This is a genomic window from Cloacibacillus sp. An23, from assembly GCF_002159945.1.
Taxonomy (GTDB): Bacteria; Synergistota; Synergistia; order Synergistales; family Synergistaceae; genus Caccocola.
Genome location: NZ_NFJQ01000013.1, coordinates 20,029 through 44,032 on the forward strand (window position 1 = coordinate 20,029; position 24,004 = coordinate 44,032).

Here is a 24,004-nt window from a genome sequence, read left to right on the forward strand (position 1 = left end):
ACCCCTTACTGTGCAATGGGGCGGGGCGTTTCGGCGACGGAGCGTCCCGCCCCGCTTTTTGCGCGCTTCAGCAGAGGAGCGTGGCTTTTACGATTCGCGGCGGAGCGCCGTCAATAAAAAAGCCGCCCTATTGGAAGGCGGAGATACAAAGCCGGCAAAAACGAGGCGGCCCGCGAATCCGTGATTAAAGCGGGTTTACGGGCCGTCCTTTTTTGACCTATCGCTTTTAGCGCCGGACGTGCGGAATTTTTATGCCGAAGGTTTCAGCGGGCCGTAGAAGTACGAGGCCGTAGCTCCGCCGTCCACAAGGAAGTCCGAGCCTGTGATGAAAGCGCCCTTATCGCTCATCAGAAGCTCCGCTACGTTCGCCACCTCGTCCGCCGTGCCCGGGCGCCCCGCGGGGCATTTCGCGAACATGTTTTTATAGAAATCGCCGCGCGGGCCGTTAAACTCGTCCAGCGCGAGCGGAGTCACGATGATGCCCGGCGAGATGGAATTTATGCGCGCGCCCCTCGAGCCCCACTTGACCGCCTCGGCCATGACGCGCTTGACGTTGCAGCGCTTCGCCATCTGATAGGCGTGCAGTGTGTCGCGTATGTTTCCCGGCTGAAGCATGTCGAGCTTCAGCAGTTCTTCGGCCGGAGTGCATGCAAGCAGCTCGTCCTGCTCCGGCGTGAGGGCCGGCATCCTGTGCCCGGACTGACTTGAAATCGTTACGCCGGCGCCGCCCGCTGCGATGACCTTTCCAACCTCTTCGAGCAGGACCGCGGTCCCGTAGAGGTCTACCTTCAGTATCGTCTCTATGGAAGCCTGGCTCGGCGATACGCCGGCGGCGTTCACGAGCATTTTTATCTCGCCGTGCTTTTGCGCCTCTCCTATCAGCTTTTTGACAGAATCGCGCGACGCGAGGTCCGTTTCCATTGGCTCCGCGTCGAAGCCTGCCTCGTTCATTATCTTGGCTATCGCCTCGGCGTTTGCCGGCTTTTTGTCACCGATTATTATTTTCATGCCCGTTCCCATGCGGCGCGCGATGGCCATGCCTATCTGCCCCGCGCCCGCCAGTATCATTACTGCTTTCATGTGACGCTTCCTCCCTTATGTTCCGTCAAATATTCTTAACGCGCCTCGCCGAGGCTTTTTAACCATTCTTCGATTTTCGCGCGCGATGAAGAAACCTCTGCGCCGTGGATGGCGAGCCCTCTCTCGACCTTTGCGCCGGGGCAGAGCTTCTTCAGATCGCGCTCGCTGTTCCCCATTCCGCTTCCTTCGTTCGTGCAGAACGGCATTATACGCTTGCCGGACATGTCGTAGCGCCCGAGGAAGGCGAACATAGCCATAGGCATAGTTCCCCACCAGTTCGGATAGCCGACGAATATGTCGGAGTAGCCGTCCATGTTTTCAACGAAACTTTTCAGCTCCGGCCTCGCATTGTCTCTGAGTTCTTTCTTCGCGGCCTCCGTGCAGGCGTAGTAGTCCGCGGGATACGGCTTGACGGTCTCCACCTCGAAGAGCCTGCCGCCCGTCGCCTCGGCTATTATCTCGGCTGCGGCCTCGGTGTTGCCTTTCGCCAGGTTTTTTATTTCTCCGTTCCAGTAATTTTCTCCTTTGCGTGAGTAGTAAACTATGAGGATTTTATTCTGCATCGGTTCCGTCGCCGCCTTTCTTACGATTATTTTATGGCGGCGGCGGAATAATACAATTCCGCTGTCGAATGCGTCGGATAAGCGTTTCTTATGCGCGGGGCCCGAAAACGTGGAAGCCGGCCCCGAAGGCCGGCTTTTGCTTATTTTTGTGAGGGCGCGTCCGCTCCGCGGGCGCGTTATTCGTCTTTCTGCTTTTCGTCCTCGAAGGGTATCTTGTGCTCTTCCGCACATTCGTAGCAGATTACGACGGTTTCGCCGTTTTCGTCCAGCGCCTCGTGGAAGAGGTCGCAGCATTCGCGCAGCGGTTTCTGACATATCGCGCATCTAAGCATTTATCTTTTCGCCTCCTGTTTCTTCCGGACGGAAAATCCGAATTTTCCAAGCTCGCGGCCCAGCGCGCGGTAGCTCCCGTGGACGTATGCGACGAGGCCGGCGCGGTCCAGGCGGAGCGTGCCCCTCGCGTCGAGCAGCGATTCGTTGACGTTTACGGCGATCACCCTCGCGAGGAACATGTCGTGGCTTCCGAGCTGCAGGCATTGTTCAACGCGGCATTCTATATTCACCGGGCTTTCCGCTATGAGCGGCGCGGAGACCGCGGACGCCGGCGCTGGCGTTAGGCGGCATAGGCGGAACTTCTGCACGTCGCGCCCGGACTTCACTCCGCATAGGTCGGCGGCGCGAGTCAGCCGTTCCGTCGTGAGGTTTATAACAAATTCTCCGCTCTCTTTTATCATCGCGTGGGAATATCGCTCGGGACGGACCGACACGTACGTCATCGGCGGCTCGCTGTTTACCGTACCCGTCCACGCAGCCGTGATGATGTTCGGCTTTTCCATTGTGCCGCACGACACCATTACCGGCGGCAGCGGATAGAGCATTGTGCCGGGTTTCCACGTTAGCTTCGGCAGGGTGAATCTCTCCTTCGTCTTTTATCTGAACGGGGAATTTTTTATTCCCGCTTAGGTTATTATAGTACGTTAAGGGCTTTAGCGCTAAAATTATTCTGCGCGCGTTTCGCGCTGCGAGTTTCTGGAAAGGAAGTTGTTTCATGGCTTGTTCGGAGCTTTTTCCCGGTTTTTATAAAATAAATCTCCCGATACCGCGCGGCGGCTTCGAGTCTTTTCTCGACGGCTGGTTCATAAAGGACGAAGCGCGCGGTCAAAACATACTTGTCGAGACCGGACCGGCGAGCGCCGCGGCTGAGCTTTTCCGCAGTCTTGAAGAGCTCGGCGGCCCGAGCGTAGATTATCTGATATATACGCACATACACCTCGACCACGCCGGGGGAGCGGGGCAGTTTATACGCCGTTATGGAAAGACGAAGGTGCTCGCCCCGTCAAAGGGGCGTCCGCATCTTATAGACCCGTCGAAACTCATCGCCGGAAGCCGCGCGACGCTCGGCGGCCTGTGCGACGTCTACGGCGAGCCGCTTCCCGTTCCGGCGGAGAATATGCTCGGCGACGGCGACGAAATACCCGGGCTGACTGTGATAGACACTCCGGGCCACGCTCCGCACCACAGCTCGTATATTTACGAACTCGGCGGGCGCAGGATACTCTTCGCCGGCGAGGCCGCTGGCTGCTGGTTCCGCCTCGAGGACGGAAGTTATTTCACGCGCCCGGCGACACCGCATAAATTCTATTACGACACGGCTATGGCGTCGCTTGAAAAGCTGCATGCGCTGGACGATATAGACATGGTATGCTTCCCGCATTCCGGCTGGCTCGCTGATGCTCGCCCGGCCTTCGAGCGCGCGAAAAAACAGATGGAGCTGTGGCTCGAGATACTTTCCGCGCTCCCGCCCGAAGCCGGACGCGAAGAGGCGGCCGCAGAGCTTTTGAAGAAAGATCCCGTTATGGCGAAGCTAAAAAAGCTGCCCGAGAACGTCAGAAAAAGGGAGTCGTTCTTCATTGGGCAGTCGGCTAACGGCTATCTCGGCTGGATACGGAGAACCGCGGCCGCGCGGTAAACTGCGAAAGGATTGGTACATTTGGGAAAAGATAAAAGCATGGGCGGCGTTGAAAGCCGCGACCAGTGGGGCAGCCGCTGGGGGTTCATCATCGCCTGCGTCGGCTCCGCCGTCGGCATGGCGAACGTCTGGGCTTTTCCTTACCGCGCCGCGAGGTACGGCGGCTCGTCGTACCTCATACCATATATAATCTGCGTCGTTGTGCTGGGCTGCACTGGCGTCGTCTCCGAGATAGCCTTCGGGCGCTGGGGGCGCAGCGGCCCGTACGCGACGTTCCGCAAGGCGCTCACTGAGCGCGGCAGGCCCTTCAAAAATATCGGCATCATCCCCGTCTTAGGTTCCTTCGCGATGGCTACCGGCTACGCGATAATAATGGGGTGGGTGCTGCGCTATCTCTGGGGTTCGCTTTCGGGCGCCATGTTCGCGGCAGAGGACGTCGGAGCATATTTCGGCGCGATATGCGGCGACTTCGGCAGCTTCGGCTGGCACATGCTCGCCCTCGGCCTCGGCTTCGCGATGGCTACGGCCGGAATATCCAAGAGCATCGAGCGAGTCTGCAAGGTTATGATGCCGCTCTTCTATGTAATGTTCATCTATATGGCTGTGCGCGTCGCCATGATGCCAGGCGCGTCCGAGGGCTACAAGTATCTCTTTATACTTCCCGACACGGCGCACCTGCTTGATCCAGAGACGTGGATTTTCGCGCTCGGGCAGGCCTTTTTCTCGCTCTCGCTCGCGGGCAACGGGACGATCGTCTACGGCTCGTACCTCGATAAGAAAGAAAACGTGCTGTTCTGTTCCATGAACATCGCGGTATTCGACACGCTTGCGGCCATGCTCGCCGCGATAGTCGTCATTCCGGCGGTATTCGCCTTCGGCCTCGACCCTGCCTCCGGGCCGCCGCTCATGTTCATAACCCTGCCGATGATTTTCCGCGAAATGACGGGCGGCGCGATGTTTGCGATAATATTCTTCGCAGCGATACTTTTCGCTGCCGCCACATCGCTCGTGAATCTCTTTGAAACTCCGATAGAGATGATACAGGAACGTTTCCGCCTCTCGCGCCCGCGCGCGGTCGGCCTCGTCATAGCGGTCTCTGCGCTCTGCGGAATCTTTCTTGAAAACGGAAACGTAATCGGTGAATGGATGGACGTCGTGTCGATTTACGTCTGTCCCGTCGGCGCTTTCATAGCGGCCTTCATTTTCTACTGGATAATGGGGCCGCGCTTCGCTGAGAAACAGATCGGCCTAGGAAGAAACGGCGCGGTTCCAGCGTGGCTGATGCCGCTCGGCAAATATCTCTACTGCGGCATAGCGCTGCTCGTACTGGCGTTAGGCATAATGCTCGGCGGCATAGGCTAATACAGGAGGATTGTGATATGAACGAAACATCGCTCGCCGCGATAAAGGCGATGCAGCTCGGAGAAATAACGGAACACGTGATATACGGCTACATGGCGCGCCGCGTAGGCGGCGATAACGGGAAAACGCTCGCGCGCATAGCGGCCGAGGAAAAACGGCACGCCGAGATATGGAGCGGCTTCACCGGCGAAATGCCGAAGCCCAATCTCGTCAAGGTCACGCTTTACAGACTCTGCGGCCTGATCTTCGGACTCACCTTCGTCATAAACATGATGGAGACGGGCGAGCAGAAGGCCCAGGCTGAATACGCAAAAATCGCGGAGGCCGCTCCGGTGGCGCTCGACATATTCAAACAGGAAGAAGAACACGAACAGGCGCTCATCGCGATGATAGACGACGAGCGGCTCCAGTACATCAGCTCGATGGTACTCGGCATCAACGACGCTCTCGTCGAGCTGACCGGCGCGCTCGCCGGCTTCACATTCGCGCTCGGCGACTCAGCAGTGATCTGCATGGCCGGGTTCATCACGGGCAGCGCCGCGACTCTGTCGATGGCGGCGTCGGAGTACCTCTCGAAGAAAAACGACCCGTCCGAGAAACAACCGCTGAAAGCCGCAGTCTACACCGGCCTCGCCTACATGTTCGCCGTCTGTATGCTGCTCGCCCCGTACGCGTTGATTCCCTCGCCTCTCGTAGCGCTCGGCGGATGCCTGCTCAGCGCCGCCTTTGTTATATTCATCTTCACCTTCTACGTCTCCGTAGTGCGCAAAGAGCCGTTCGCTCCCGCCTTCCGCGAGATGATATGTATCAGCTTCGGCGTCGCCGCCGTCTCGTTCGTCATCGGCTGGGGCGCGCAGCGGCTGCTCGGAATTTCGATGTAATAGGGGAAGACGAACTAAAAGACGCGCCGCGGCGTGAATACGGGGACGATGCTGGCGATTCAGGAGATAACGCTTACATGGGGCAAAGATGAACGGGGCGGACGAAACGCTGCAACGCGCGCGCGTTTTCTTCGTTCTTACGCCGAGGCGCCTGTGCCGGCGCACTATGCGGCGGCCGTATTCAGACGCGCCTTTTTTCAGGATAGTGATGAACTCTCGGACGCGGCCCGCCGGCTGCGCGTGCGCGGCGCGTTGGACGGCGAGACGCTGGAAAAGCGCATTCGCCGTATGAAGAAGCTGCACGTAAGCCTATACGCTTCATTAGACGATATAAAGGCGACGGGGCTCTCCGTGGAGCGCTTCGGAGATTCTTACTCCGTCTGCTTCTTCTGGGACGAGAGCCGCTGCGGAATGCCGGTCCGACGCGGCTCAAACAAAGATTACAACAATCGCGAATCGCCTCTGTGCGGCAAGGACGTTTTGAACGAAAGGGCGTTTATATTGTCTGCGGAACAATACGGACGAATAGTCTGGAACGAGCGCCTGCGCGACGCGGACACCGGAGGCTGGTTCTACCGACTTCATATTTACAATTTGTTCCACGCCCCGCGCACTTTCGCCGGCTCGGAGTTCGTCTCTCGCAAACCGGACTTCCTGTATGAGCAGCTGGCCCATCTGAATTGACTAAAAACGGGTCAAAACTGCTCGTGCATAATGCCTTCCAATAAAAATCCCCCGCGTTGAGCGGGGGATTTCGCGTAGCTTTTTATTTCCGCTTGTTACTTCGCGGCTTTCTTTTCCGTGATGTACTTGTCGATCGCGACGGCGGCCTCTTTGCCCGCGCCCATAGCGAGGATGACGGTGGCCGCGCCGGTTACGATGTCTCCGCCGGCGAATACGCCGGGGACGGAGGTCGCGCCGGTTACGGGGTCGGCCTCGATGTAGCCCCACTTGTTGAGCTTCATCTCGGGGAAGGTGGAGAGAAGGACCTTGTTGGAACCCTGTCCGATGGCTTCGATGGCGCAGTCGGCTTCGATGAAGAACTCGCTTCCCTCGACGGGGACGGGGCGGCGGCGTCCGGAAGCGTCGGGCTCGCCGAGCTCCATCTTGATGCACTTGACGCCCTTGAGCGAGCCGTTGCCGTCGTCGACATATTCGGTCGGGTTCGTGAGCCAGTTGAAGACGATGCCCTCTTCGACGGCGTGATGATACTCTTCGATACGCGCTGGGAGCTCTGCGAGCGAGCGGCGGTAGACTACCGTCACTTCTTCCGCGCCGAGGCGCTTCGCGGAGCGCGCCGCGTCCATAGCGACGTTGCCGCCGCCGATGACGACGACCTTATGCGCCTTCTTGGCGGGCGTGTCGAACTTCGGGAACTCGTAGCCGTGCATGAGGTTGATGCGGGTAAGGTACTCGGAAGCGGAGTAGACGCCGTTGAGCGTCGTTCCTGGGACGCCCTGGAAGTGCGGTGCGCCGGCTCCGACCGCGATGTAGCAGGCGTCGTATTCCTGCATGATCTCCTGCATCGTTATCGTCTTGCCGACGACTACGTTGGTCTCAATGTCCACGCCGAGTTTCTGCATGGCTTCGATTTCCATTTTAACGATTTTCTTCGGAAGACGGAACTCGGGGATGCCGTAGATAAGGACTCCGCCGGCGGCGTGGAGGGCTTCGAATATCTTGACTTCATACCCCATCTTCGCGAGGTCGCCCGCGACTGTGAGGCTCGACGGGCCGGAGCCGACGACGGCCACCCTGCCCTTTTTCTCGCCTTCATAGGGCTTCGCTTCCATGTTCTCCTGCGCGTACTTCCAGTCGGCGACGAGGCGCTCGAGCTTTCCTATAGCGACGGGCTCGAAGTCCTTCATCTTGCCGACGGTGCACTTGCCCTCGCACTGCGATTCCTGCGGGCAGACGCGGCCGCAGACGGCGGGAAGGTTCGTGTACTGATCCATTATCGCGGCGGCGCCGGCCATGTCGCCCTCTTTGATGCACTTGATGAAAGCCGGAATGTCTATCTTAACTGGGCAGCCCGCGACGCATGGCTTCGTCTTGCACTGGAGGCAGCGTCCTGCTTCGGTCCGTCCCTCTTCGAGCGTGTAGCCGAGGCAGACTTCGCCGAAATTGCTCCTGCGGATTTCCGGGTCCTGCTCTTTAATGGGGGTCTTCCACTTCGAGAATGTTACAGCCATGTCTCTTCACCTACTTCTTCAATGTACTTGTCCATAGAAATCTTTTCCTCGTCCTTGTACTGGCGCATGCGGCTCATAAACTCGTCCCAGTTGACCTTGTGTCCGTCGAACTCGGGGCCGTCGACACAGGCGAAGAATATCTTGCCGTCGACCGTGACGCGGCAGCAGCCGCACATTCCGGTGCCGTCCACCATGAGCGGATTGAGCGATACCCATATCGGGAGGCCTAGCTCTTTCGCGGCCTTCGTACCGAACTTCATCATGATGGATGGGCCGATGCACCAGCAGCGGTCTACCTTCTCTCCGCGTTCGATTACGAGCTTCATAGCGTCGGTGACTACGCCCTTCATGCCCTCGGAGCCGTCGTCGGTCGTGACGATGAGTTCATCGGAATACTTGGCGCACTCTTCTTTCATGACGACGAGGCTCGAGGTGCGCCCGCCGAGGATCGTGATGACCTTGTTGCCCTGCAGCTTGAGGGCCTTGATGATCGGGTAGAGTGCCGCTATTCCGACGCCGCCGCCGACCATGAGGACCGTGCCGTATTTCTCGACTTCGCTGGGCGTGCCGAGCGGGCCTGATATGTCTAGGATCGCGTCGCCGGGTTCGAGGCGCGAAAGAGCCGCAGTGGACTTGCCGACGACCTGGAAGACGAGACGGATCTGTCCCTTTTCCTCGCAGTGGTCGGCTATGGTGAGAGGAATTCTCTCGCCAGTTTCGTTCACGCGCAGAACGACGAACTGCCCGGCCTTCGCGTGGCTTGCGATGCGCGGAGCTTCGACCCACATATCGAACTCCTTAGGCGCGATCTTCTGCTTTGATACTATTTTGAACATGACGTACCTCCTTAAGAGTGTAAGAGCAAAATACCCACGATTATCCTCATTTTCACAAACTTATATAAATTTAGCGCAATTCCTTGATTTTGACAATGTGCATTAGCATAAATGAGCCAATCGACTATAAAATAATTTGCAATATTTCGATATCTGGATAATTTTTCGTAGTTTTTTCATCCCGTGCGTGCCATTTTGCCTGCCGCAGGTTATAATGGTTTCAGAATGACTCGTAAGGAGTGGATGAAAATGGAAGTAAAAGTGTATTCGACGCCTTCCTGCCCGTGGTGCGTAAGGGTAAAGGAATACCTCTCCGGCCTCGGAGTGCCCTATACGAACGTGAACATAGCGGAAGACAGGGCCTCGGCCATGGAGCTCGTCAAGAAGACGAAGCAGATCGGTGTGCCGGTGACTTTCATCGGAGATAAATTCGTCGTCGGCTTCAACGAGCCGGAGCTTGAGGCGCTGCTTAAGGAGAACGGGCTTATAGCGTAGCTTTTTGTCCCGCGTGGCGTGAAAAAATTCCCAATAGGGTATATTATAATGACGGCGCGGCGTTTGACGCGCCGTCATTCGCTTTTTGCAAAATACAGACGGAAAGAGGCCGGTGATAACGATGGATAAAATTTCATTCTCCTTCGGCGCGGCGTTCGGCCGAAGCGCCGCGGATTGGTGTTCGCTCCGCGCGAAGTACGAGGCGGCGGCGCTCGAGGCGCAGAGCTGGATCAACGGGACGCCGTTCGGGACGGAGGGCCACGGCTGGATGGCACTGCCCGATTGTTCCGTCGCCCAGGTCGACGAGACCGCGGAATGGCTGCGCGGCTATGACAGCGTCATTCAGGTCGGCATAGGAGGCTCGGCTCTCGGCAACCTGATGCTTAATCAGGCGCTTCTCGACGGCTTTTACAACGAAACTGAGGCAAAGCCGAAGTTCTACCTCGCGGACAATCCGGACCCGGACAAGACGCGCTCGATATGGGAGCGTGTGAAGGACGGAAAGGTCGCGCTCGTCGGAGTCAGCAAGTCGGGCTCAACGGCGGAGACTATGACGCAGTTCCTATGGTATCGCGACGAGATGCTGAAGAAGGGGCAGAGCGACAGAGATATACTCGTTATCACCGACCCTGAAAAAGGCATCTTCCGAGCTTTCGCTAAAGATTCCGAATGCCGCGTTATGGAGCTTCCCGCCTCAGTCGGAGGACGCTACTCGGTGCTTTGTCCGGCCGGGCTCGTCACGGCCGCAGCTCTCGGCATAGACGCCGCGGCGCTGCTGCGCGGCGCCGGCGCTATGCGCGATTTCGTATCCAAAGAGACGGACTTCGCCAAAAACCCGGCCATGCGTCTCGCCGCTCTGCACATGACGCACGCCGAGGAACGCCGCCCGATGTCAGTTCTCATGCCATATTCAAGCAAAATGGCATACTTCGCGGAATGGTACGCGCAGCTCTGGGCCGAGAGCCTGGGCAAAGAAGGCAAGGGGACGACGCCCGTCCGCGCGCTCGGCTCCATAGACCAGCACTCGCAGGTGCAGCTTTACACAGAAGGCCCCGACGATAAATTCTTCACGCTCATCAGCATAAAGGATCACGGCCCGGAAGCCGTAGTGCCTAACATAGATCACGAAGCGCTGAAGCCGCTCGAATATCTCAACGGTCAGGGTATAGGCGCGATGCTGAACCTCGAAGCGAAGAGCACCGCCGCCGCGATAGTCAAGGCTGGTCGCCCGCTCGTCTGGATAGAGCTTGAAAAGCTCGACGAGGAGACCGTCGGCGCGCTCGTCTTCTTCTACGAATACCTTACGGCGCTGACGGGCCGGATGATGGGCGTCAACCCGTTCGACCAGCCCGGAGTGGAGCAGGGCAAAAAATATACCTACGGCCTGATGGGCCGCTCCGGCTATGAAAAAGACGCCGAAGAAGTCGGCGAGTGGTTCGCGAAAATCACCGCTGACAGCGTCGAGGCGGTTTACAAGGAACTACGAGCCGGCGACGAAACGGGGATTGGAGACCGCAAATAAAGGCAGCGTATCGGGCACCGGGAAGGCGCGAGATATTCAGCCGGTTTTGTTGTCCCTGAACCCCAAAGGAGTCTGCACTTTGGCGCACGACTTTGCTTGCAAAGCATAGCGCGTTATGCGTTCTCCCGGCATCTCTGCGAAGACGCAGGTGCCGCCGGGGACTGCAAACAGATTTGAAGCGGCCGGAAAACAGGGCTGTAATTGCGCGGCATGAGACTCCATAAACGCTGGGCTTGTCTCATCAGCAGACAGTGCGTACATGAAAGCCCTCGTACCGTACTGCGACGGACTTGGGAATAAAATGTCCAGAACTTGTGGACGTACTCTTACAAAAATTGAAATAGGCGGGAGGACATTTTAAGGTTTTCCCGCCTAGTTTGCCCATCGGCACGGAAAGGCGAGCCAGCCGGCGGCGGCACATGAAATGCGCCCTGCCTCTTGCCGTTGGCTGGCTCGGCTGGCTTCGTTATTTCACTGGTGAATAATACTTAGAGCATTATTGTGTGATTTTTTATTTGTTTAATCGTTTGACCGGCATAGACATCACATCAGTAAAATGCTTACGTAAAATCTCTATAAATAGCGCACCCTTAATAAATGGTTTAAGATTACTTGCTGCAATCTCAAAATATTGGGAATAACTCCAATCTAGCACATCTTCACCGCACCAGAAACCAAACAGTTCAGCCGCCAAATCCATCTGCTGGCTGGATAGGGACTTCCACATAATCTGTAACCGAAGGCGGTCGCAGTTTTTTTCGAGCTGTTCGGCGCGGATGTTCTGTTGAGCAAAATCATGTACATTTGTCCAATACTGTTTCAAATCAATATGATTGGAGAAAAGGATGCTGCAATCAATGTAGGAAAATATCTCTGCCATACAGAGGATGCGCCGCCGGTGAAATGCCTCCATTTCCCGTTCCAACCCTTCAGCCCGGTTTATTTGATGTCTCTCCCTGCAAGCGTAGGCTTCATTTTCCATCGCTTGGAATGCTTCATCGACTTTCTTTGCAATAGTAAACATTTGGATTTCATCGGCATTATTGCGTTTTCGAAGGTTGTTCCAACTATCCTGCTCTAACTTATCTTCTTTGGAATAGCAGACCGGGCATATAGCCTGTACAGGCACGATTTCTCTTGCCAAACAGTAGGGACAAAGGATTCTTGTTTTTGTGCTCAATGTCGTCACCTCCGTGGATTTTGTGGATTTTATATTTTGATTTGTCAATTTCTTGTTTTTTCACGCTTCGGGTTGAGGGGGGCAGCGAGTCCGACTTCTGTGCAAGCATTTTTCAACCGCTTTTTCTTCTTCGGGCAGCTTCTCAAAATGCAATTTATGAAAATATAAAAATAGCCATAGCAGAGCGGCCGCTATTTGCCGCGCGGTTATTTTTGAGTCAAAAGCTTATTTTACGCGTTTCAGTCCGAAATTTTCAGCCTGATGAAGTCGCCCGTAAGATTCCAGCTTTTTTCTATGATGTTCGCCGTTTCGCCGGGCTGCATCCATGGGAGCATGTTGGCGATGCCGAAGGCGTCGACTATCGTGATGAATCTTTCTCCGCTGTCGTTGATGTAAAGGTATACGCCCTCGGGCTGCTGTTTCGCCATTTATCGCGCCTCCAAACTTCGTCTGCCGATAATTATACTACACACGGATTTCTTTTGAAAAAGCCGGCCGGCGCTTGCGCTTCATCGGAGAGGACGTCTTCGGCGCGCAAGTTTACTATATGAGCCGTTCATATATTATAATTTATATGCGAGATAAAGTTTGTTGAAATTTTTGCGGGCGCATAGAGCCGCCGGCTGGTGGTGACATGAGGATGGTCTCAATAGTATGGATAGTGTTCGTTCTGCTTATAGCGGCCCCAGGCATAATCGTGCGCGTGTTCTTCAGGGGAGGGAGGCGCTGACGTGCCGCCGCTCGCGTATTATCTCGCGGCTTTCGCCGTGTATACCATATCGATAATCCTTCTTACGGGGCAGTCTTTCCCGATGAAGGAGAGCGTCAGGTCGTTCTATCTTGGCAACCGCGCAGTTCCGCTGTGGCCTACTGCGGCGACTTTCTGCGCGACGTGGATCAGCCCGCTTTCTCTCGTCGGCTTCAGCATGTGGTATTACCGCGATGGATGGGTGGCATTCTGGTCGTCGGTCAACGGCTGGATGCTCGGCTTTCTCTTTTTCCCGTTTATTGTGAAGCGTCTGCGCATGGCGCGCGTCATGTCGATGCCTGAGTGGCTCGAGAAGAGCTGCGGCGACGTGCGCGTGCGCCGGCTCGCGGCGGCGGCGATGATTTTCCTCTACACTGTGTACCTCGTCATTCAGTTCCGCGCATTCGGCGTCATAGTCTCGTATATGCTTCAGATACCGCAGGGGTTCGCATCTACGTCGCTTATTTATCTTTTCGTGCTTTATACGACTTTCGGCGGCTATCCGTCGGTGGTCCGCAGCGATTCACTGAATCTTCTGCTGATAATCATAGGCGTGAGCGCTGCCGCTTACTTCGCTTTGCCCGGCGGCTTCACTTTGTCCGATGCCGCCGAGGTGCTGCGGAGCGAAAGTCTGCGCTCGCCGCCGGAGACTATGAGCGCGGCTGAAATTTTTTCAAGCTTCGCGGTCATGCTCACGTGGGGCTTCGGCGTCGCTGCCAACCCTCAGTACGCCGTTAGGATCATCGCATGCCGGAGCCGCCGCGAAGCTTTCCGTCTGCTGTCGGCCGCGCCCTATATAATCGGGTGGATATATCTGTGTGTGAGCTTTTTCGTCATGGTCTGCCGCGTCTGTCATCCCGACATCGGCGTCATGGAGGAGACGCTCGGATTTGCCGTTCTTGGGCAGTTTCTGCCGCCTTTTGCGAGTATGCTTCTTCTGGTATGCGTCATAGCTTCCGCCGTGAGCACGGCGAATTCGCAGCTTTTGCTCGCGGCCTGCTCGCTCTGCTATGATCTGTTTCCGAGGCGCGCGCCGCGCGGCGGCGTTTTCGGCGATGAACGCTTTTTGATCGCGAACCGCGCCGCAGTCACGGTGATAGCCTCGGCGGCTCTGCTGCTCGGCACGGCGGAGCTTCCGGGCTATATGAGGCTCGGTTCGATAAGCTGGACGCTCGTCGCCATTTTGTATTTTTACCCGCTTTTTACGCCGCGTCTCGTCGTCCGTGAGATTCTGTTCTCTGTGCTTTTGTGCGCCGTCGCGGCTCAGCTTTTTCTTATTTTCGTATTCGGCCTTGAGCCGGAGTACGCGATGCTCGCGGTGATGGCGGGCGAGGGTCTGGTATTCGCGCTGCGCCGCCGCGCGCGGGAGGCCTCCGATGTTTAGACGCATAAGCCTCGAAAGCCTTATGAAATGGATATTCCTGCTGATCGCTCTTTCTACGGCGGTTCTGATTCTCGGCACGCGGCTTTATCAGAGTTACGCGCAGAAGCGGGAGTCGGCGGCGGCCTCAGCCGAACGTCTCGTGAGGCTGCTAGATATGTACGACATCAATTATTCCGAGGCGGTAATCCTTGAGGAGCTCGGGCCGTACTGGCGTCGGTGCGCCGCGGGCGAGCCCCCATCGCTGACGGTCGAGAGCGGAGGGAGGTATTACGGTTTCGTCCCTGCGCCCGAGGCGATCTACTCCGATATGGTGGAGGAGGAGCGCTATCTGATACTCGTCGGCATACTCGGCCTCATCGTCGCCGTCGAGCTCGCCGTGTTTCTCTCGTACATACTTACGCGCCCGCTCAGGCGGCTCACGCGTATGTGCAGGGAGATTGCGGACGGCAAGCCGGTGCGCGCGCCGCTGGCGCTTTTGTCGCCGTCGGAGTTTTACGAGCTTACCGCGAGTTTCAACGATATGTCGGCGCAGCTTGAGCGGTGGCGCGAGGTGCAGCGGCAGCTCAGCAGGATGGACAGACTTGCGGCCCTCGGAGCGATGATTTCCAGCCTTTCTCACGAGATACGCAATCCGCTCGCGAGCATGAGGATTCAGGCAGATTTGCTGCGTGACGGGATAGAGCGGTTCGCGTCCGGCGATTTCAGCGGCGAAGACATTGGCGACGCGGAGGAGCAGATAAAGGTCCTCGGCGAGGAGATAGACAGGCTGAACAACATCGTCGTGCAGCTTCTGTCCTTTGTCAGGCCGCGTCCCGCAGTGCTGACGCCGACGAAGCTCGACGCGCTTCTGCCGTGGGCCGGCTCAATGCTAGGCGCGCAGGCGCGGAAGCACGGAGTTAGACTGACGCTCAAAAGCACGGAGCCAGACGTGACTGTGATGGCGGACGGAGAGTCGCTGCGGCAGATTGTGATGAATCTCGCGCTCAATTCCATTCAGGCGATGGAGGAGGGCGGCGGAAGCCTCACCGTTTCCGTCGGGCTTTCGCCGCCCTCGGCCGGCGGCGGCGAAAGGGGCGTGATCACCGTCGCGGATACCGGCGGCGGCATACCGAGCGGGATAGAGCACAGGATATTCGACCCGTTCTTCACGACGAGGAAGGACGGCACGGGGCTCGGGCTCAGCATCGTACAGAGGATAACGGAAAATCTTGGCGGCGAGCTGTCGCTTGAGAACAGCGGCGGCGGAGCTGTATTCAGAATATATTTCAAGCTTGCGGAGCGGAGGATGGAACAATGAGCATCTGGATAGTAGACGACGAAACGAACCTCGCTAACGGCCTCAAACGCGCTTTTGAAAGAAAGGGCTACGACGTTGAATGTTTTTCCGGCGTGAGGGAGCTATACGACGCGCTGAACGTTTCTATACCGTCGCTGGTGTTCCTCGACCAATGCCTTCCCGACGGGAACGGGCTGGACGCGCTGCCTGCGGTGCTGAAGGCAGCGCCGCGCTGCAAGGTAGTAATGATGACGGCATTCGGCGATTCGAGTCTGATAGTAAAAGCGATCAGGCAGGGCGCGTACAATTATCTCGACAAGCCGTTTCCGCTGGACGCGGCGATGAACATGGCGGAACACGCTTTCGAGTCTATACGTCTGCGCAGTATGAGCGCCCCGGCCTACTGCGACAGCAATCTGCTGGGCTCGTCCCCCGCGATGATGAAGGTGCGCGACGCACTGCTCAAGGTCGCGCCGTATCAGGAGACGACAGTGCTGCTGACCGGCGAAAGCGGGACCGGCAAAGAGGTCGCGGCGCGGATGCTGCACAGCGCGTCGGGCTGCAAAGGCGAGTTCGTCGCGGTCAACTGCTCCGCGATACCCGAAGCGCTGCTCGAGGCGGAGCTTTTCGGCTATATGAAGGGCGCGTACACGGGCGCGGATTCCGACAAGCCCGGGCTTATCGAGGCGGCGGGCGGCGGAACGCTGTTTCTCGACGAGATAGGCGACCTGCCGCTGTCTCTTCAGGCAAAGCTCTTCCGCTTTATGGATCAGCGCACGGTCCGCCCGATAGGCGGGACGAAGGAGAAGAAGGTCAATCTTAAGCTGATATGCGCGACCTGCCTCGATCTTGAGAAAAAGGTGCGCGACGGCAGCTTCCGCAAGGACCTGTATTTCAGAATATCCGTCATACCGCTCAGGCTCCCGCCGCTTCGCGAACGCGGCGGCGGAGATATCGCCGAGCTTGCGGCCTATTTTCTGGAAAATATATCCAGGCGTATGAACAAGAGCGCGCCGGAGCTCACCGACGAAGTGCGCGAGGCGTTTGCGAGCTATCCGTGGCCCGGCAACGTGCGCGAGCTGCGCAACACGATAGAGAGGATTCTGATACTCCGCAGCCCGGACTCCCCGTTCGTGCGTCTCGCAGACCTTCCCGCCGAAATGCTCGAGTGCGGCGCTCAGCCTGTTTCCGGCGGCGCCGAGCGGCGCGGCGCCGGGGTGTCTCTCGGGGAGACGCTCGACGGCGTCGAGCGGCGGCTTATTACCGAGGCTCTTTCGAAATGCGGCGGCAACAAGACTCAGGCGGCTGCCGAGCTGGGCATTTCGCGCTTTTCTCTCATAAGGCGGATGCAGAGGCACGGCCTTGAATGAGCTGAAACTTTTACGCTCTATATACGGCGCGCCGAAAGCTTCAGTGACGCCGAAGCTTTTCCACGGCGCGAACCTTCTTCTGACGCCGCTCGCGGGGCTGACGGAGGCGTGCCGTATGCTGGCGGACGGCAATATGTTCATATCATTCGCGCCGCCGCGCAATTTTTCCGAGCGGATAGAGAACGCGGCGGAATTCTATGAAAACATCCCGGCTCTTCCGTCTATGGACGAGTCGCTATATCCGCAGGTGTGCGGCTGCCCCGGCTACGCCGGTGTGCGGCAGCGCGCGCCGGCGGGCTTCTGGTGCTCGCTGCTCGGGCCGGAAGGTTATCTGAACTGTACGCCGGATCAGGCGGCGGAGCTATCGGGGCTCGGCTTGCGCGAGACGCTGGCGTTTATAGAAAATCTGAAAAATCACGTCGAACCGCCTGGGCTCTTCGCCTCAGGCCTCGCCGAATCGCTCACGATACAGCTCCGGCGCGCGGGACTTGAAGGCAGCGCGGCTTGGTTTCTTATCACGGAGGGAAGAGACGCTCTCGCAGATGAAAAGCTCGCTGAGTGGCGCGTTTCGCGCGGCGTCGGCGAAAGCGTCGTTGACGAGGCGATGCGCGTGCTGCGCGCCCTTGACCCGGCACCAGGCAGAAATTTTTCGCAGCCGCGTTACATTGCGGCAGACGTCGAGTTTTCCGTCTGCGGCGGTGAGGTCGAGCCGCGCCTTATAACAGGCAATCTGCCGTCGCTCGAAGCTCATTTCGCCGAGTTCGGCCTCGCGCGCGGCGAAGCTCCGAGCGAGCGCTGGATGCGCGGCGAGTGGAGCGTTGCCCGCCGCGCGCTGAAGCTTCTCGGCCTTCGCTGCCGCACGGTCATGCGCCTGTCGCTGTACATAGCGTCAAAGCAGCGCGAAAAGATCCTCGACATGAGCCTGCCGCCGAAGCCGATGACCTACGCGGAGGCCGGCGCGGCCCTTTCTCTCCATGCTTCAACGCTGCACCGCTGCGCAAAAAACACGTACTGCATGATAAACGGGCGCTGCTTTCAGATGAGCGCTTTTTTCTCGCGCGCCTCCGCCGCCGACAGAAAAATGAGCGTTTCCGAACTGCGCGCCCGAGTAGCTGAGCTTCGCGCGGCAGGCATGACGAACCGCGCCATCGGAAAGCTGCTCGGCGTTCCGGAGCGCACGGCCGCATACCACGCCCTGAAGTCCGGAACGTCACGCCGGCGCTGACGCTTCGCCCTCTTTCGCCTTCTTTTTGCCTTTTCGGTTGCGTATTTTCCGGTCTTGTTCCGTATGTGCGGAGCCGCTCGTACATCCGCCCTATTCGCGTGCGATTGCGCACGCCGTGCGCGGCGTGCGTTAGGCGCACTATGCTCAGCGCGCACGCCGGCGCGGCGGCATCGCGAAAAGCCAGTTCCCGAGCCGCTCCGCCGTTTTTACACCGGCCACTTGATTTCGGCAACTTTTTTGCATGTATATAGGCGAGGGTTAATCATCCATCATCCACAGGAGGTATGAAAAATGGGCGAGAAGAAAGAATCTGCGGTAAGCGTACTTATTGGGGCGGCGTTCCTTATGGCGACGTCAGCCATCGGGCCTGGGTTCCTGACTCAGACGACGGTGTTCACGGACAAGCTGAAGGCTGCGTTCGCCTTCGCGATAATCGTATCTATCCTTATCGATATCATCGTGCAGCTCAACATCTGGCGTATCCTCGGCGTCTCCGGCAAACGCGCGCAGGACGTCGCGAACGAAGTTTTCCCTGGGCTCGGTTATTTCCTCGCGATACTCGTGGCAATAGGCGGACTTGTATTCAACATCGGCAACGTCGGCGGCGCGGCGATGGGGCTTAACGTCATCTGCGGGATACCGCTCGCCCCGGCGGCGATCATAAGCGCGCTCTGCGCGATCGTGCTCTTTGTAAGCAAGGAGGCCGGCAAGGCTATGGACACCTTCACAAAAGTCCTCGGCATCATCATGCTCGTAATGGTCGGCTTCATGGTGGTCAAGACACAGCCGCCTGTCGGACTGGCGCTGAAGGAGACTGTGCTCCCGTCGCAGATAGACTGGCTTACTATATTGACGCTCGTCGGCGGCACGGTCGGCGGCTATATAACCTTCTCCGGAGCGCACAGAATCATTGACGCGAACATTACGGGAATCGAAAACCTCGACAAAATATCCAAAGGCTCGATTTCAGCCATCGGCATCACCGGCCTCATGCGCTACCTGCTCTTCCTCGCCATTCTCGGCGTCGTAGCCGGCGGCGCGCAGCTCGACCCGGCCAACCCGCCTGCGTCGGCGTTCAGGATAGGCGCAGGCGAGCTCGGCTACCGCATATTCGGCGTAATACTATGGTGCGCCGCTGTAACGTCGGTCGTCGGCGCTTCATATACGTCGATTTCCTTCCTGCGCACGCTCTTCGCGCGTGTCGAGGCCAAGCACCGCTGGTGGATAATCGGCTTCATCTGCATTTCGACTGCGATATTCACGACGCTTGGAAATCCAGTCACGCTGCTCATATTCGCCGGCTCCGTCAACGGCCTGATACTGCCGATTTCGCTCGGCGCTATACTGCTGGCTGCGCACAAGACGAAGATAGTGGGCGAAGGCTACAAGCACCCGATGATACTGACGGCGCTCGGCTGGGTCATGGTCGCCTTTACGGCGTGGATGGGCGCAAGGTCGCTGACCGGGATAATGCAGCTTTTCTCGTAAGAGGCGCGGAGGCGTTAAAATAATGGATAAGCTGAAATTTTACTCGCGAAAGAGGTGACCGCTTTGGCGATATACATCGACGAACCTAAATTTCTGGCTGCGGGGGAGTCATGCGTCGTAGTCGAGTTCGCCGACGAGATCAGCCGGGAGGCGAACGACGCGGTGACGGCGCTGGCGAAGCACATGAGGTTGCAGAAGCGCGTGCCGCTGATGGAGTGCCTGCCGACGTACAGGTCGCTTGCGATATACTTCGACCCGACCAAGACGGCGCGCGAGGCCGTCATACAAGAAGCACGTTCGGCGCCGGCGTTTTCGGCGGACTGCGGAACTTACGGCACGGAGATAGAGATTCCCGTCTGTTACGGCGGCGAGTACGGCCCGGATATAGCGAACGTCGCGGAGCACGCCGGCATAGCTGAAGAAGAGGTCGTCCTACGCCACAGCGCGAAGCCGTGCCACTGCTACATGATCGGCTTCCTTCCGGGCTTCGCCTATCTCGGCGGAATGGACGAGAGCATAGCGACGCCGCGCCTCGCGAACCCGCGCACCGTAATCAAGGGCGGCAGCGTCGGCATCGCCGGGAAGCAGACAGGCATCTATCCGATAGACAGCCCAGGCGGCTGGCAGCTCATCGGCCGCACGCCGCTGCGGCTTTTCACGCCCGAGGCGGCGCGCCCGACTCTTATCGAGGCTGGTTACGAGGTGCGTTTCGTCTCGGTGTCGGAAGACGAATACAAAAAGATAGAGGCCGAGGTCGCCGCGGGCGTTTACAGGCCGGTAATAAAGGAGGCGGATACGCTATGACGGAGCTTAAGGTCGGACGCGCCGGAATGCTGACCTCGGTGCAGGACCTCGGGCGCTGGGGCTTCCAGTCCAGCGGCGTCCCCGTAGCGGGCGCGATGGACCTTCCGGCGCTGCGTCTCGGAAACGCAATGCTCGGCAACCCCGAGGGGGCGGCCGCTCTCGAGGTTACGCTGCTCGGCCCTGAGCTCGAGGTTTGCGGAGCCGGCGCGGCGGTGTTCGCGGGAGCGGATTTGGGCTTCTCCGTCAACGGACGCGCCGTGGGTTCGTGGCGCGTAGTGGAATTAAAAAACGGCGACGTGATTTCATTCTCCGGGCCGAAAAACGGCTGCCGCGGCAATCTGTGTTTCGCTGGCGGCGTTGACGTGCCGCCCGTCATGAACAGCCGCTCGACATACATGCGCGCGAAAATCGGCGGCTTTGAGGGACGCGCGCTGAAAAACGGAGACGTTGTAAAAATAGGCGGGCCGTCTCCGCTCTGGAAAAAGCTTGACGGCTTCGCTCTGCCCCCTGAGCTCAATCCGGCGCTGCCCCCGGACGCGCCGCTCTCTCTCATGACCGGGCTTCAGGAGGATATGTTCACGGAAGAAGGAAAGGCGGCTCTCTTCTCGTCGGAATACACAATCACCACGGACTCCGACAGGATGGGATGCCGTCTCGACGGGCAGAAAATCGAACACGGCGGCAAAGGCGGAGACATAGTCTCCGACGCCGTGCCGCTCGGCGCGGTACAGGTGCCGTCGCACGGAATGCCGATAGTGATGCTCGCGGACCGTCAGACGACAGGCGGATACACGAAGATAGGCGTGCTGACGCCGCTTTCTATAGAGGCGCTCGTACAGAAAATGCCGGGAGCTGCGGTGCGCTTCCGCGAAGCATCGATAGACGAGGGAACAGCCGAGCAGATGAAGATAGCCGCCGCCGTGCGCCGGGTAAACGAGCTGCGCTGCTCCTACGTGTCGCGTCCGCGCGCGGCGCTGACGCAGGCCGGAGCGACAGTGTCAAGGCTCCGCCTGACCGTCTGCGGAAAACAGTACGATGTAACCTGCGAAGAGATGCCATAAGGAGGAATGCACGATGTACAAGGTAGACCTGAACAGCGACATAGGCGAAAGCTTCGGCGCATATAAGCTCGGCGACGACGCGGCGGTGATGGACGCCGTAACATCCGCCAACGTGGCCTGCGGCTTCCACGCCGGCGACCCGCTCGTGATGAAGAAAACTCTTGAAAACTGCGCGGCGAAGGGCGTCGCCGCCGGAGCGCACCCCGGCTATCCGGACCTCGTGGGCTTCGGACGCAGAAACATGAAATGCACGCCGGACGAAGAATACGCCGACTGCCTGTATCAGATCGGCGCGCTCCAGGCTTTTTGCCGCGCGAACGGCATGACGCTCCAGCACGTGAAGCCGCACGGCGCGATGTACAACCAGGCCGCTAAAGATCCGTCCCTCGCCTCCGCGATAGCGCGCGCCGTCAGGGACGCTGGGGAGGGAATAATCCTCATGGGACTCGCCAACTCCGAATTCGAGAGGGCGGCCGAAGAGCTCGGCGTACCGTTCGCCGCGGAGGCGTTCGCCGACAGGGCCTACATGCCGGACGGATCGCTCGTCCCGCGCTCCCAGCCCGGCGCCGTGATACACGACGCTGCGAAGGCGGCCGGGCGCGTGGTCCGCATGGTGACAGAAGGTACGGTCGAAGCAATAGACGGAACCGTCATAAATTTCCGCCCCGACTCGATATGTATGCACGGAGACACGCCCGAGGCGGTCGAAATGGCGAAGGCCGTCCGCGCGGCCCTCGAAGCCGCGGGAGTGAAAGTAACCAGCTTAAAGGAGGTCGTACTGGGATGACTCTGCCGTTTGACGTAACGCCGTTCCGCGCGACGCCGCCGAAAGAAATGCGCCGCATCATACGCGAAGGCGAATGGCCGCACCCGACGTCCGGACTCTGCCGCTTCCACGTGCAGGCGAACATGATAGTTCTGCCGAAAGACTGGGCCTATGACTTTCTCGTATTCGCACAGCGCAATCCGAAGCCGTGCCCGATACTCGACGTGACCGAGCCTGGAGATTGGGAGGCGCGCCTCATAGCGCCTGGCTCCGACGTGCGCACCGACATACCGAAGTACCGCGTCTGGAAAGACGGCGAGCTTATAGACGAACCGTCGGACGTCGTGAAATATTGGCGCGGCGACCTCGTAGCCTTCCTGCTTGGCTGCTCCTTCAGCTTCGAAGGCGCGCTGCTTGAAGCCGGAATATCAATACGCCACATCGACATGAACCGCAACGTACCGATGTACATAACGAATATCCAGAACAAACCGGCAGGGCGTCTCTCAGGCCCGATGGTTGTCAGTATGCGCCCGATACGATATGAACAGGTGCCTAAAGCGGTGCTCGCGACGGGACGTTTCCCCGCGGTACACGGCGCTCCCGTACATATCGGGGACCCCGCCGCCATCGGCGTCAAGGATATAAATAAGCCGGACTTCGGCGACGCGGTCGAAATACGCGAAGGCGAGACGCCAGTCTTCTGGGCCTGCGGGGTCACGCCGCAGGCGGTCGTGATGAACGTCAGGCCGCCCTTCGCGATAACGCACGCGCCTGGACACATGTTCATAGGCGACCCGAAAGACGTGGACTACGCAGTATTTTAACTGAAAGTCGTAAAATTTAGGGCAAAGCGCGGGGCTTTCTGCTCCGCGCTTTGCAGTGCGGAAGCGCCGTGTTTGTGCGCTTTATTTTTCTTTTAAGGAAACCCACATAACTCCGGCGAGCATCAGAAGCGCTCCTGCGATCTGCCTCGCGCCCATGACTTCCCCGAGGGCCGCGAAGGCGAAAACGGCTGACGATACGGGTTCAAGCGTAAGGATTATCCCCGCAGCCGTCGGCGTCAGATGCTGCTGAGAGACGGACTGCGCTATAAAACAGAACGCCGTACAGAAAACTCCTATGACCAGCGCCCATTTCCAGAAATCAAACGCGGACGGGAGAGAAAAGCCGCCCGAGACGAGCTGCGTCGCTCCGGCGTAAAGCCCTATGAAAAGGAACTGCATCGTCCCTATGGCGATCGGGTTCGCCCCGCGAAGAAACCTCGCCGCGAAAACGACGTAGGCTCCGTAGCAGAAGGCGCTCGCGAGACAAAAAACGTCGCCGCCGTGAAAGCTCATACCTCCATCGAGCGTCAGCAGGCAGATTCCGACGAGAGACATCGCGAGCGCGAACGCGGCGTGGAGGCCGATACGCTCGCGAAAGCATATAAACTGAATCAGAGGAATGAACACCACAGAAAGGCCCACGAGGAAGCCTGCGTTCGTCGCGCTGGTAGAACCGACTCCCAGCACCATGAAAAGACACGCGCAAAACATCATAATCCCTAGCTGCGCTGAGTGGAGGACCTCGGATTTTTTCAGCGGCGTTATCCTTTTGTAAAAAAACGGAAAAGTCACGGCGAAGGCCACGAGGAAGCGCACCGTCAGAAGCGTGAAGGCGTTCGTGTATTCGAGGCAGATCTTCGATATGCCGTACGTGGCCCCCCAAAGCACCGCTACAAGCGCGAGCAGCAAATTGTACTTGTACCTTCCGATCATACGCATCACCGGCGGATATTATACACTACGACGATAAACAGA

24 protein-coding genes are annotated in these 24,004 nt (G+C 58.4%); 15 read left to right on the forward strand and 9 right to left on the reverse strand.

What is annotated here, in order from left to right; translation table 11 throughout:
- Positions 1–249: 249 nt before the first annotated feature.
- The 4 genes from B5F39_RS12680 to B5F39_RS12690 all read right to left on the reverse strand — a co-directional run bounded on the left by B5F39_RS12680 (position 250) and on the right by B5F39_RS12690 (position 2,521).
- On the reverse strand, positions 250–1,080 hold the full coding sequence (locus B5F39_RS12680; protein WP_087368287.1) for an SDR family oxidoreductase: 831 nt from the start codon (positions 1,078–1,080) through the stop codon (positions 250–252).
- 35 nt (positions 1,081–1,115) lie between these two features.
- Positions 1,116–1,643 carry a flavodoxin gene (locus B5F39_RS12685; RefSeq protein ID WP_087368289.1) on the reverse strand — a complete coding sequence of 176 codons (528 nt, stop codon included), beginning with the start codon at positions 1,641–1,643 and terminating at the stop codon, positions 1,116–1,118.
- Between the two features lie 176 nt (positions 1,644–1,819).
- On the reverse strand, positions 1,820–1,975 hold the full coding sequence (locus B5F39_RS14305) for a hypothetical protein (protein WP_158096056.1): 156 nt from the start codon (positions 1,973–1,975) through the stop codon (positions 1,820–1,822).
- Positions 1,976–2,521, reverse strand: coding sequence for a flavin reductase family protein (locus B5F39_RS12690; protein WP_087368290.1), 546 nt, complete (start codon positions 2,519–2,521; stop codon positions 1,976–1,978).
- Between the two features lie 170 nt (positions 2,522–2,691).
- Here B5F39_RS12690 and B5F39_RS12695 point away from each other — a divergent pair, with 170 nt between their 5' ends.
- From B5F39_RS12695 to B5F39_RS14115, 4 genes are all read left to right on the forward strand, one after another.
- A complete protein-coding gene (locus B5F39_RS12695; RefSeq protein ID WP_087368292.1) occupies positions 2,692–3,612 on the forward strand; it encodes an MBL fold metallo-hydrolase in 921 nt (306 codons plus the stop codon).
- 21 nt (positions 3,613–3,633) lie between these two features.
- Positions 3,634–4,974 carry a sodium-dependent transporter gene (locus tag B5F39_RS12700; protein WP_239391276.1) on the forward strand — a complete coding sequence of 447 codons (1,341 nt, stop codon included), beginning with the start codon at positions 3,634–3,636 and terminating at the stop codon, positions 4,972–4,974.
- Positions 4,975–4,991: 17 nt separating this feature from the next.
- Positions 4,992–5,855 carry a VIT1/CCC1 family protein gene (locus B5F39_RS12705; protein ID WP_087368295.1) on the forward strand — a complete coding sequence of 288 codons (864 nt, stop codon included), beginning with the start codon at positions 4,992–4,994 and terminating at the stop codon, positions 5,853–5,855.
- A 288-nt stretch (positions 5,856–6,143) separates the two neighbouring features.
- Positions 6,144–6,539: a hypothetical protein gene (locus B5F39_RS14115; RefSeq protein ID WP_143330751.1), complete on the forward strand. Its 396-nt coding sequence runs from the start codon at positions 6,144–6,146 to the stop codon at positions 6,537–6,539.
- A 95-nt stretch (positions 6,540–6,634) separates the two neighbouring features.
- Here the strand turns inward: B5F39_RS14115 and gltA are convergent, their stop codons facing one another.
- Together gltA and B5F39_RS12720 are read right to left on the reverse strand one after the other, a co-directional pair.
- The gene (gene gltA / locus B5F39_RS12715) at positions 6,635–8,047 is read right to left on the reverse strand and encodes an NADPH-dependent glutamate synthase (RefSeq protein WP_087368299.1); all 1,413 of its coding nucleotides are present in this window, start codon (positions 8,045–8,047) and stop codon (positions 6,635–6,637) included.
- Positions 8,038–8,883: a sulfide/dihydroorotate dehydrogenase-like FAD/NAD-binding protein gene (locus B5F39_RS12720; protein WP_087368300.1), complete on the reverse strand. Its 846-nt coding sequence runs from the start codon at positions 8,881–8,883 to the stop codon at positions 8,038–8,040. Before B5F39_RS12720 ends, gltA begins: the two co-directional genes overlap by 10 nt.
- A 249-nt stretch (positions 8,884–9,132) precedes the next feature.
- On the opposite strand from B5F39_RS12720, the gene B5F39_RS12725 reads away from it, so the two are divergent.
- Entirely contained in the window at positions 9,133–9,378 is a 246-nt protein-coding gene (locus B5F39_RS12725; RefSeq protein ID WP_087368302.1) for a glutaredoxin domain-containing protein, read from the forward strand.
- A gap of 121 nt (positions 9,379–9,499) precedes the next feature.
- Positions 9,500–10,900, forward strand: a complete 1,401-nt coding sequence (locus tag B5F39_RS12730; protein ID WP_087368304.1) for a glucose-6-phosphate isomerase — start codon at positions 9,500–9,502, stop codon at positions 10,898–10,900.
- A gap of 511 nt (positions 10,901–11,411) precedes the next feature.
- On the opposite strand, the gene B5F39_RS12740 is transcribed toward B5F39_RS12730, so the two are convergent.
- Positions 11,412–12,044: a hypothetical protein gene (locus B5F39_RS12740; protein ID WP_087368374.1), complete on the reverse strand. Its 633-nt coding sequence runs from the start codon at positions 12,042–12,044 to the stop codon at positions 11,412–11,414.
- 275 nt (positions 12,045–12,319) lie between these two features.
- Positions 12,320–12,508: a hypothetical protein gene (locus tag B5F39_RS12745; protein WP_087368306.1), complete on the reverse strand. Its 189-nt coding sequence runs from the start codon at positions 12,506–12,508 to the stop codon at positions 12,320–12,322.
- 303 nt (positions 12,509–12,811) lie between these two features.
- On the opposite strand from B5F39_RS12745, the gene B5F39_RS12750 reads away from it, so the two are divergent.
- The 9 genes from B5F39_RS12750 to B5F39_RS12790 all read left to right on the forward strand — a co-directional run bounded on the left by B5F39_RS12750 (position 12,812) and on the right by B5F39_RS12790 (position 23,029).
- Positions 12,812–14,212, forward strand: coding sequence for a sodium:solute symporter family protein (locus tag B5F39_RS12750; protein ID WP_087368307.1), 1,401 nt, complete (start codon positions 12,812–12,814; stop codon positions 14,210–14,212).
- Complete coding sequence (locus B5F39_RS12755; protein WP_087368309.1) at positions 14,205–15,509, forward strand: sensor histidine kinase; 1,305 nt, start codon at positions 14,205–14,207, stop codon at positions 15,507–15,509. Before B5F39_RS12750 ends, B5F39_RS12755 begins: the two co-directional genes overlap by 8 nt.
- Entirely contained in the window at positions 15,506–16,858 is a 1,353-nt protein-coding gene (locus B5F39_RS12760) for a sigma-54 dependent transcriptional regulator (protein WP_087368311.1), read from the forward strand. Before B5F39_RS12755 ends, B5F39_RS12760 begins: the two co-directional genes overlap by 4 nt.
- A gap of 43 nt (positions 16,859–16,901) precedes the next feature.
- Complete coding sequence (locus B5F39_RS12765) at positions 16,902–18,083, forward strand: hypothetical protein (protein ID WP_143330752.1); 1,182 nt, start codon at positions 16,902–16,904, stop codon at positions 18,081–18,083.
- A gap of 291 nt (positions 18,084–18,374) precedes the next feature.
- Positions 18,375–19,571, forward strand: coding sequence for an NRAMP family divalent metal transporter (locus tag B5F39_RS12770; RefSeq protein ID WP_087368315.1), 1,197 nt, complete (start codon positions 18,375–18,377; stop codon positions 19,569–19,571).
- A 54-nt stretch (positions 19,572–19,625) separates the two neighbouring features.
- Positions 19,626–20,375, forward strand: a complete 750-nt coding sequence (pxpB, locus tag B5F39_RS12775) for a 5-oxoprolinase subunit PxpB (RefSeq protein ID WP_343217589.1) — start codon at positions 19,626–19,628, stop codon at positions 20,373–20,375.
- Positions 20,372–21,436, forward strand: a complete 1,065-nt coding sequence (locus B5F39_RS12780) for a biotin-dependent carboxyltransferase family protein (protein ID WP_087368319.1) — start codon at positions 20,372–20,374, stop codon at positions 21,434–21,436. The genes pxpB and B5F39_RS12780 overlap by 4 nt, the downstream gene beginning before the upstream one ends.
- A 13-nt stretch (positions 21,437–21,449) precedes the next feature.
- Complete coding sequence (locus B5F39_RS12785) at positions 21,450–22,223, forward strand: 5-oxoprolinase subunit PxpA (RefSeq protein WP_087368321.1); 774 nt, start codon at positions 21,450–21,452, stop codon at positions 22,221–22,223.
- Entirely contained in the window at positions 22,220–23,029 is an 810-nt protein-coding gene (locus tag B5F39_RS12790) for a putative hydro-lyase (protein WP_087368323.1), read from the forward strand. The genes B5F39_RS12785 and B5F39_RS12790 overlap by 4 nt, the downstream gene beginning before the upstream one ends.
- An 81-nt stretch (positions 23,030–23,110) precedes the next feature.
- On the opposite strand, the gene B5F39_RS12795 is transcribed toward B5F39_RS12790, so the two are convergent.
- Positions 23,111–23,962, reverse strand: a complete 852-nt coding sequence (locus B5F39_RS12795; RefSeq protein ID WP_158096057.1) for a DMT family transporter — start codon at positions 23,960–23,962, stop codon at positions 23,111–23,113.
- Positions 23,963–24,004: the final 42 nt, after the last annotated feature.

Coding starts and splice junctions, on each gene's coding strand:
- B5F39_RS12685 (WP_087368289.1), bottom strand. CDS start 1,643: ATGCAGAATAAAATCCTCATAGTTTACTACTCACGCAAAGGAGAAAAT.
- B5F39_RS12720 (WP_087368300.1), bottom strand. CDS start 8,883: ATGTTCAAAATAGTATCAAAGCAGAAGATCGCGCCTAAGGAGTTCGAT.
- B5F39_RS12755 (WP_087368309.1), top strand. CDS start 14,205: ATGTTTAGACGCATAAGCCTCGAAAGCCTTATGAAATGGATATTCCTG.
- B5F39_RS12695 (WP_087368292.1), top strand. CDS start 2,692: ATGGCTTGTTCGGAGCTTTTTCCCGGTTTTTATAAAATAAATCTCCCG.
- B5F39_RS12760 (WP_087368311.1), top strand. CDS start 15,506: ATGAGCATCTGGATAGTAGACGACGAAACGAACCTCGCTAACGGCCTC.
- B5F39_RS12680 (WP_087368287.1), bottom strand. CDS start 1,080: ATGAAAGCAGTAATGATACTGGCGGGCGCGGGGCAGATAGGCATGGCC.
- B5F39_RS12770 (WP_087368315.1), top strand. CDS start 18,375: ATGGGCGAGAAGAAAGAATCTGCGGTAAGCGTACTTATTGGGGCGGCG.
- B5F39_RS14115 (WP_143330751.1), top strand. CDS start 6,144: ATGAAGAAGCTGCACGTAAGCCTATACGCTTCATTAGACGATATAAAG.
- B5F39_RS12790 (WP_087368323.1), top strand. CDS start 22,220: ATGACTCTGCCGTTTGACGTAACGCCGTTCCGCGCGACGCCGCCGAAA.
- B5F39_RS12785 (WP_087368321.1), top strand. CDS start 21,450: ATGTACAAGGTAGACCTGAACAGCGACATAGGCGAAAGCTTCGGCGCA.
- B5F39_RS12780 (WP_087368319.1), top strand. CDS start 20,372: ATGACGGAGCTTAAGGTCGGACGCGCCGGAATGCTGACCTCGGTGCAG.
- B5F39_RS12690 (WP_087368290.1), bottom strand. CDS start 2,521: ATGCTCTATCCGCTGCCGCCGGTAATGGTGTCGTGCGGCACAATGGAA.
- B5F39_RS12705 (WP_087368295.1), top strand. CDS start 4,992: ATGAACGAAACATCGCTCGCCGCGATAAAGGCGATGCAGCTCGGAGAA.
- B5F39_RS12730 (WP_087368304.1), top strand. CDS start 9,500: ATGGATAAAATTTCATTCTCCTTCGGCGCGGCGTTCGGCCGAAGCGCC.
- B5F39_RS12725 (WP_087368302.1), top strand. CDS start 9,133: ATGGAAGTAAAAGTGTATTCGACGCCTTCCTGCCCGTGGTGCGTAAGG.
- B5F39_RS12795 (WP_158096057.1), bottom strand. CDS start 23,962: ATGATCGGAAGGTACAAGTACAATTTGCTGCTCGCGCTTGTAGCGGTG.
- B5F39_RS14305 (WP_158096056.1), bottom strand. CDS start 1,975: ATGCTTAGATGCGCGATATGTCAGAAACCGCTGCGCGAATGCTGCGAC.
- gltA (WP_087368299.1), bottom strand. CDS start 8,047: ATGGCTGTAACATTCTCGAAGTGGAAGACCCCCATTAAAGAGCAGGAC.
- B5F39_RS12745 (WP_087368306.1), bottom strand. CDS start 12,508: ATGGCGAAACAGCAGCCCGAGGGCGTATACCTTTACATCAACGACAGC.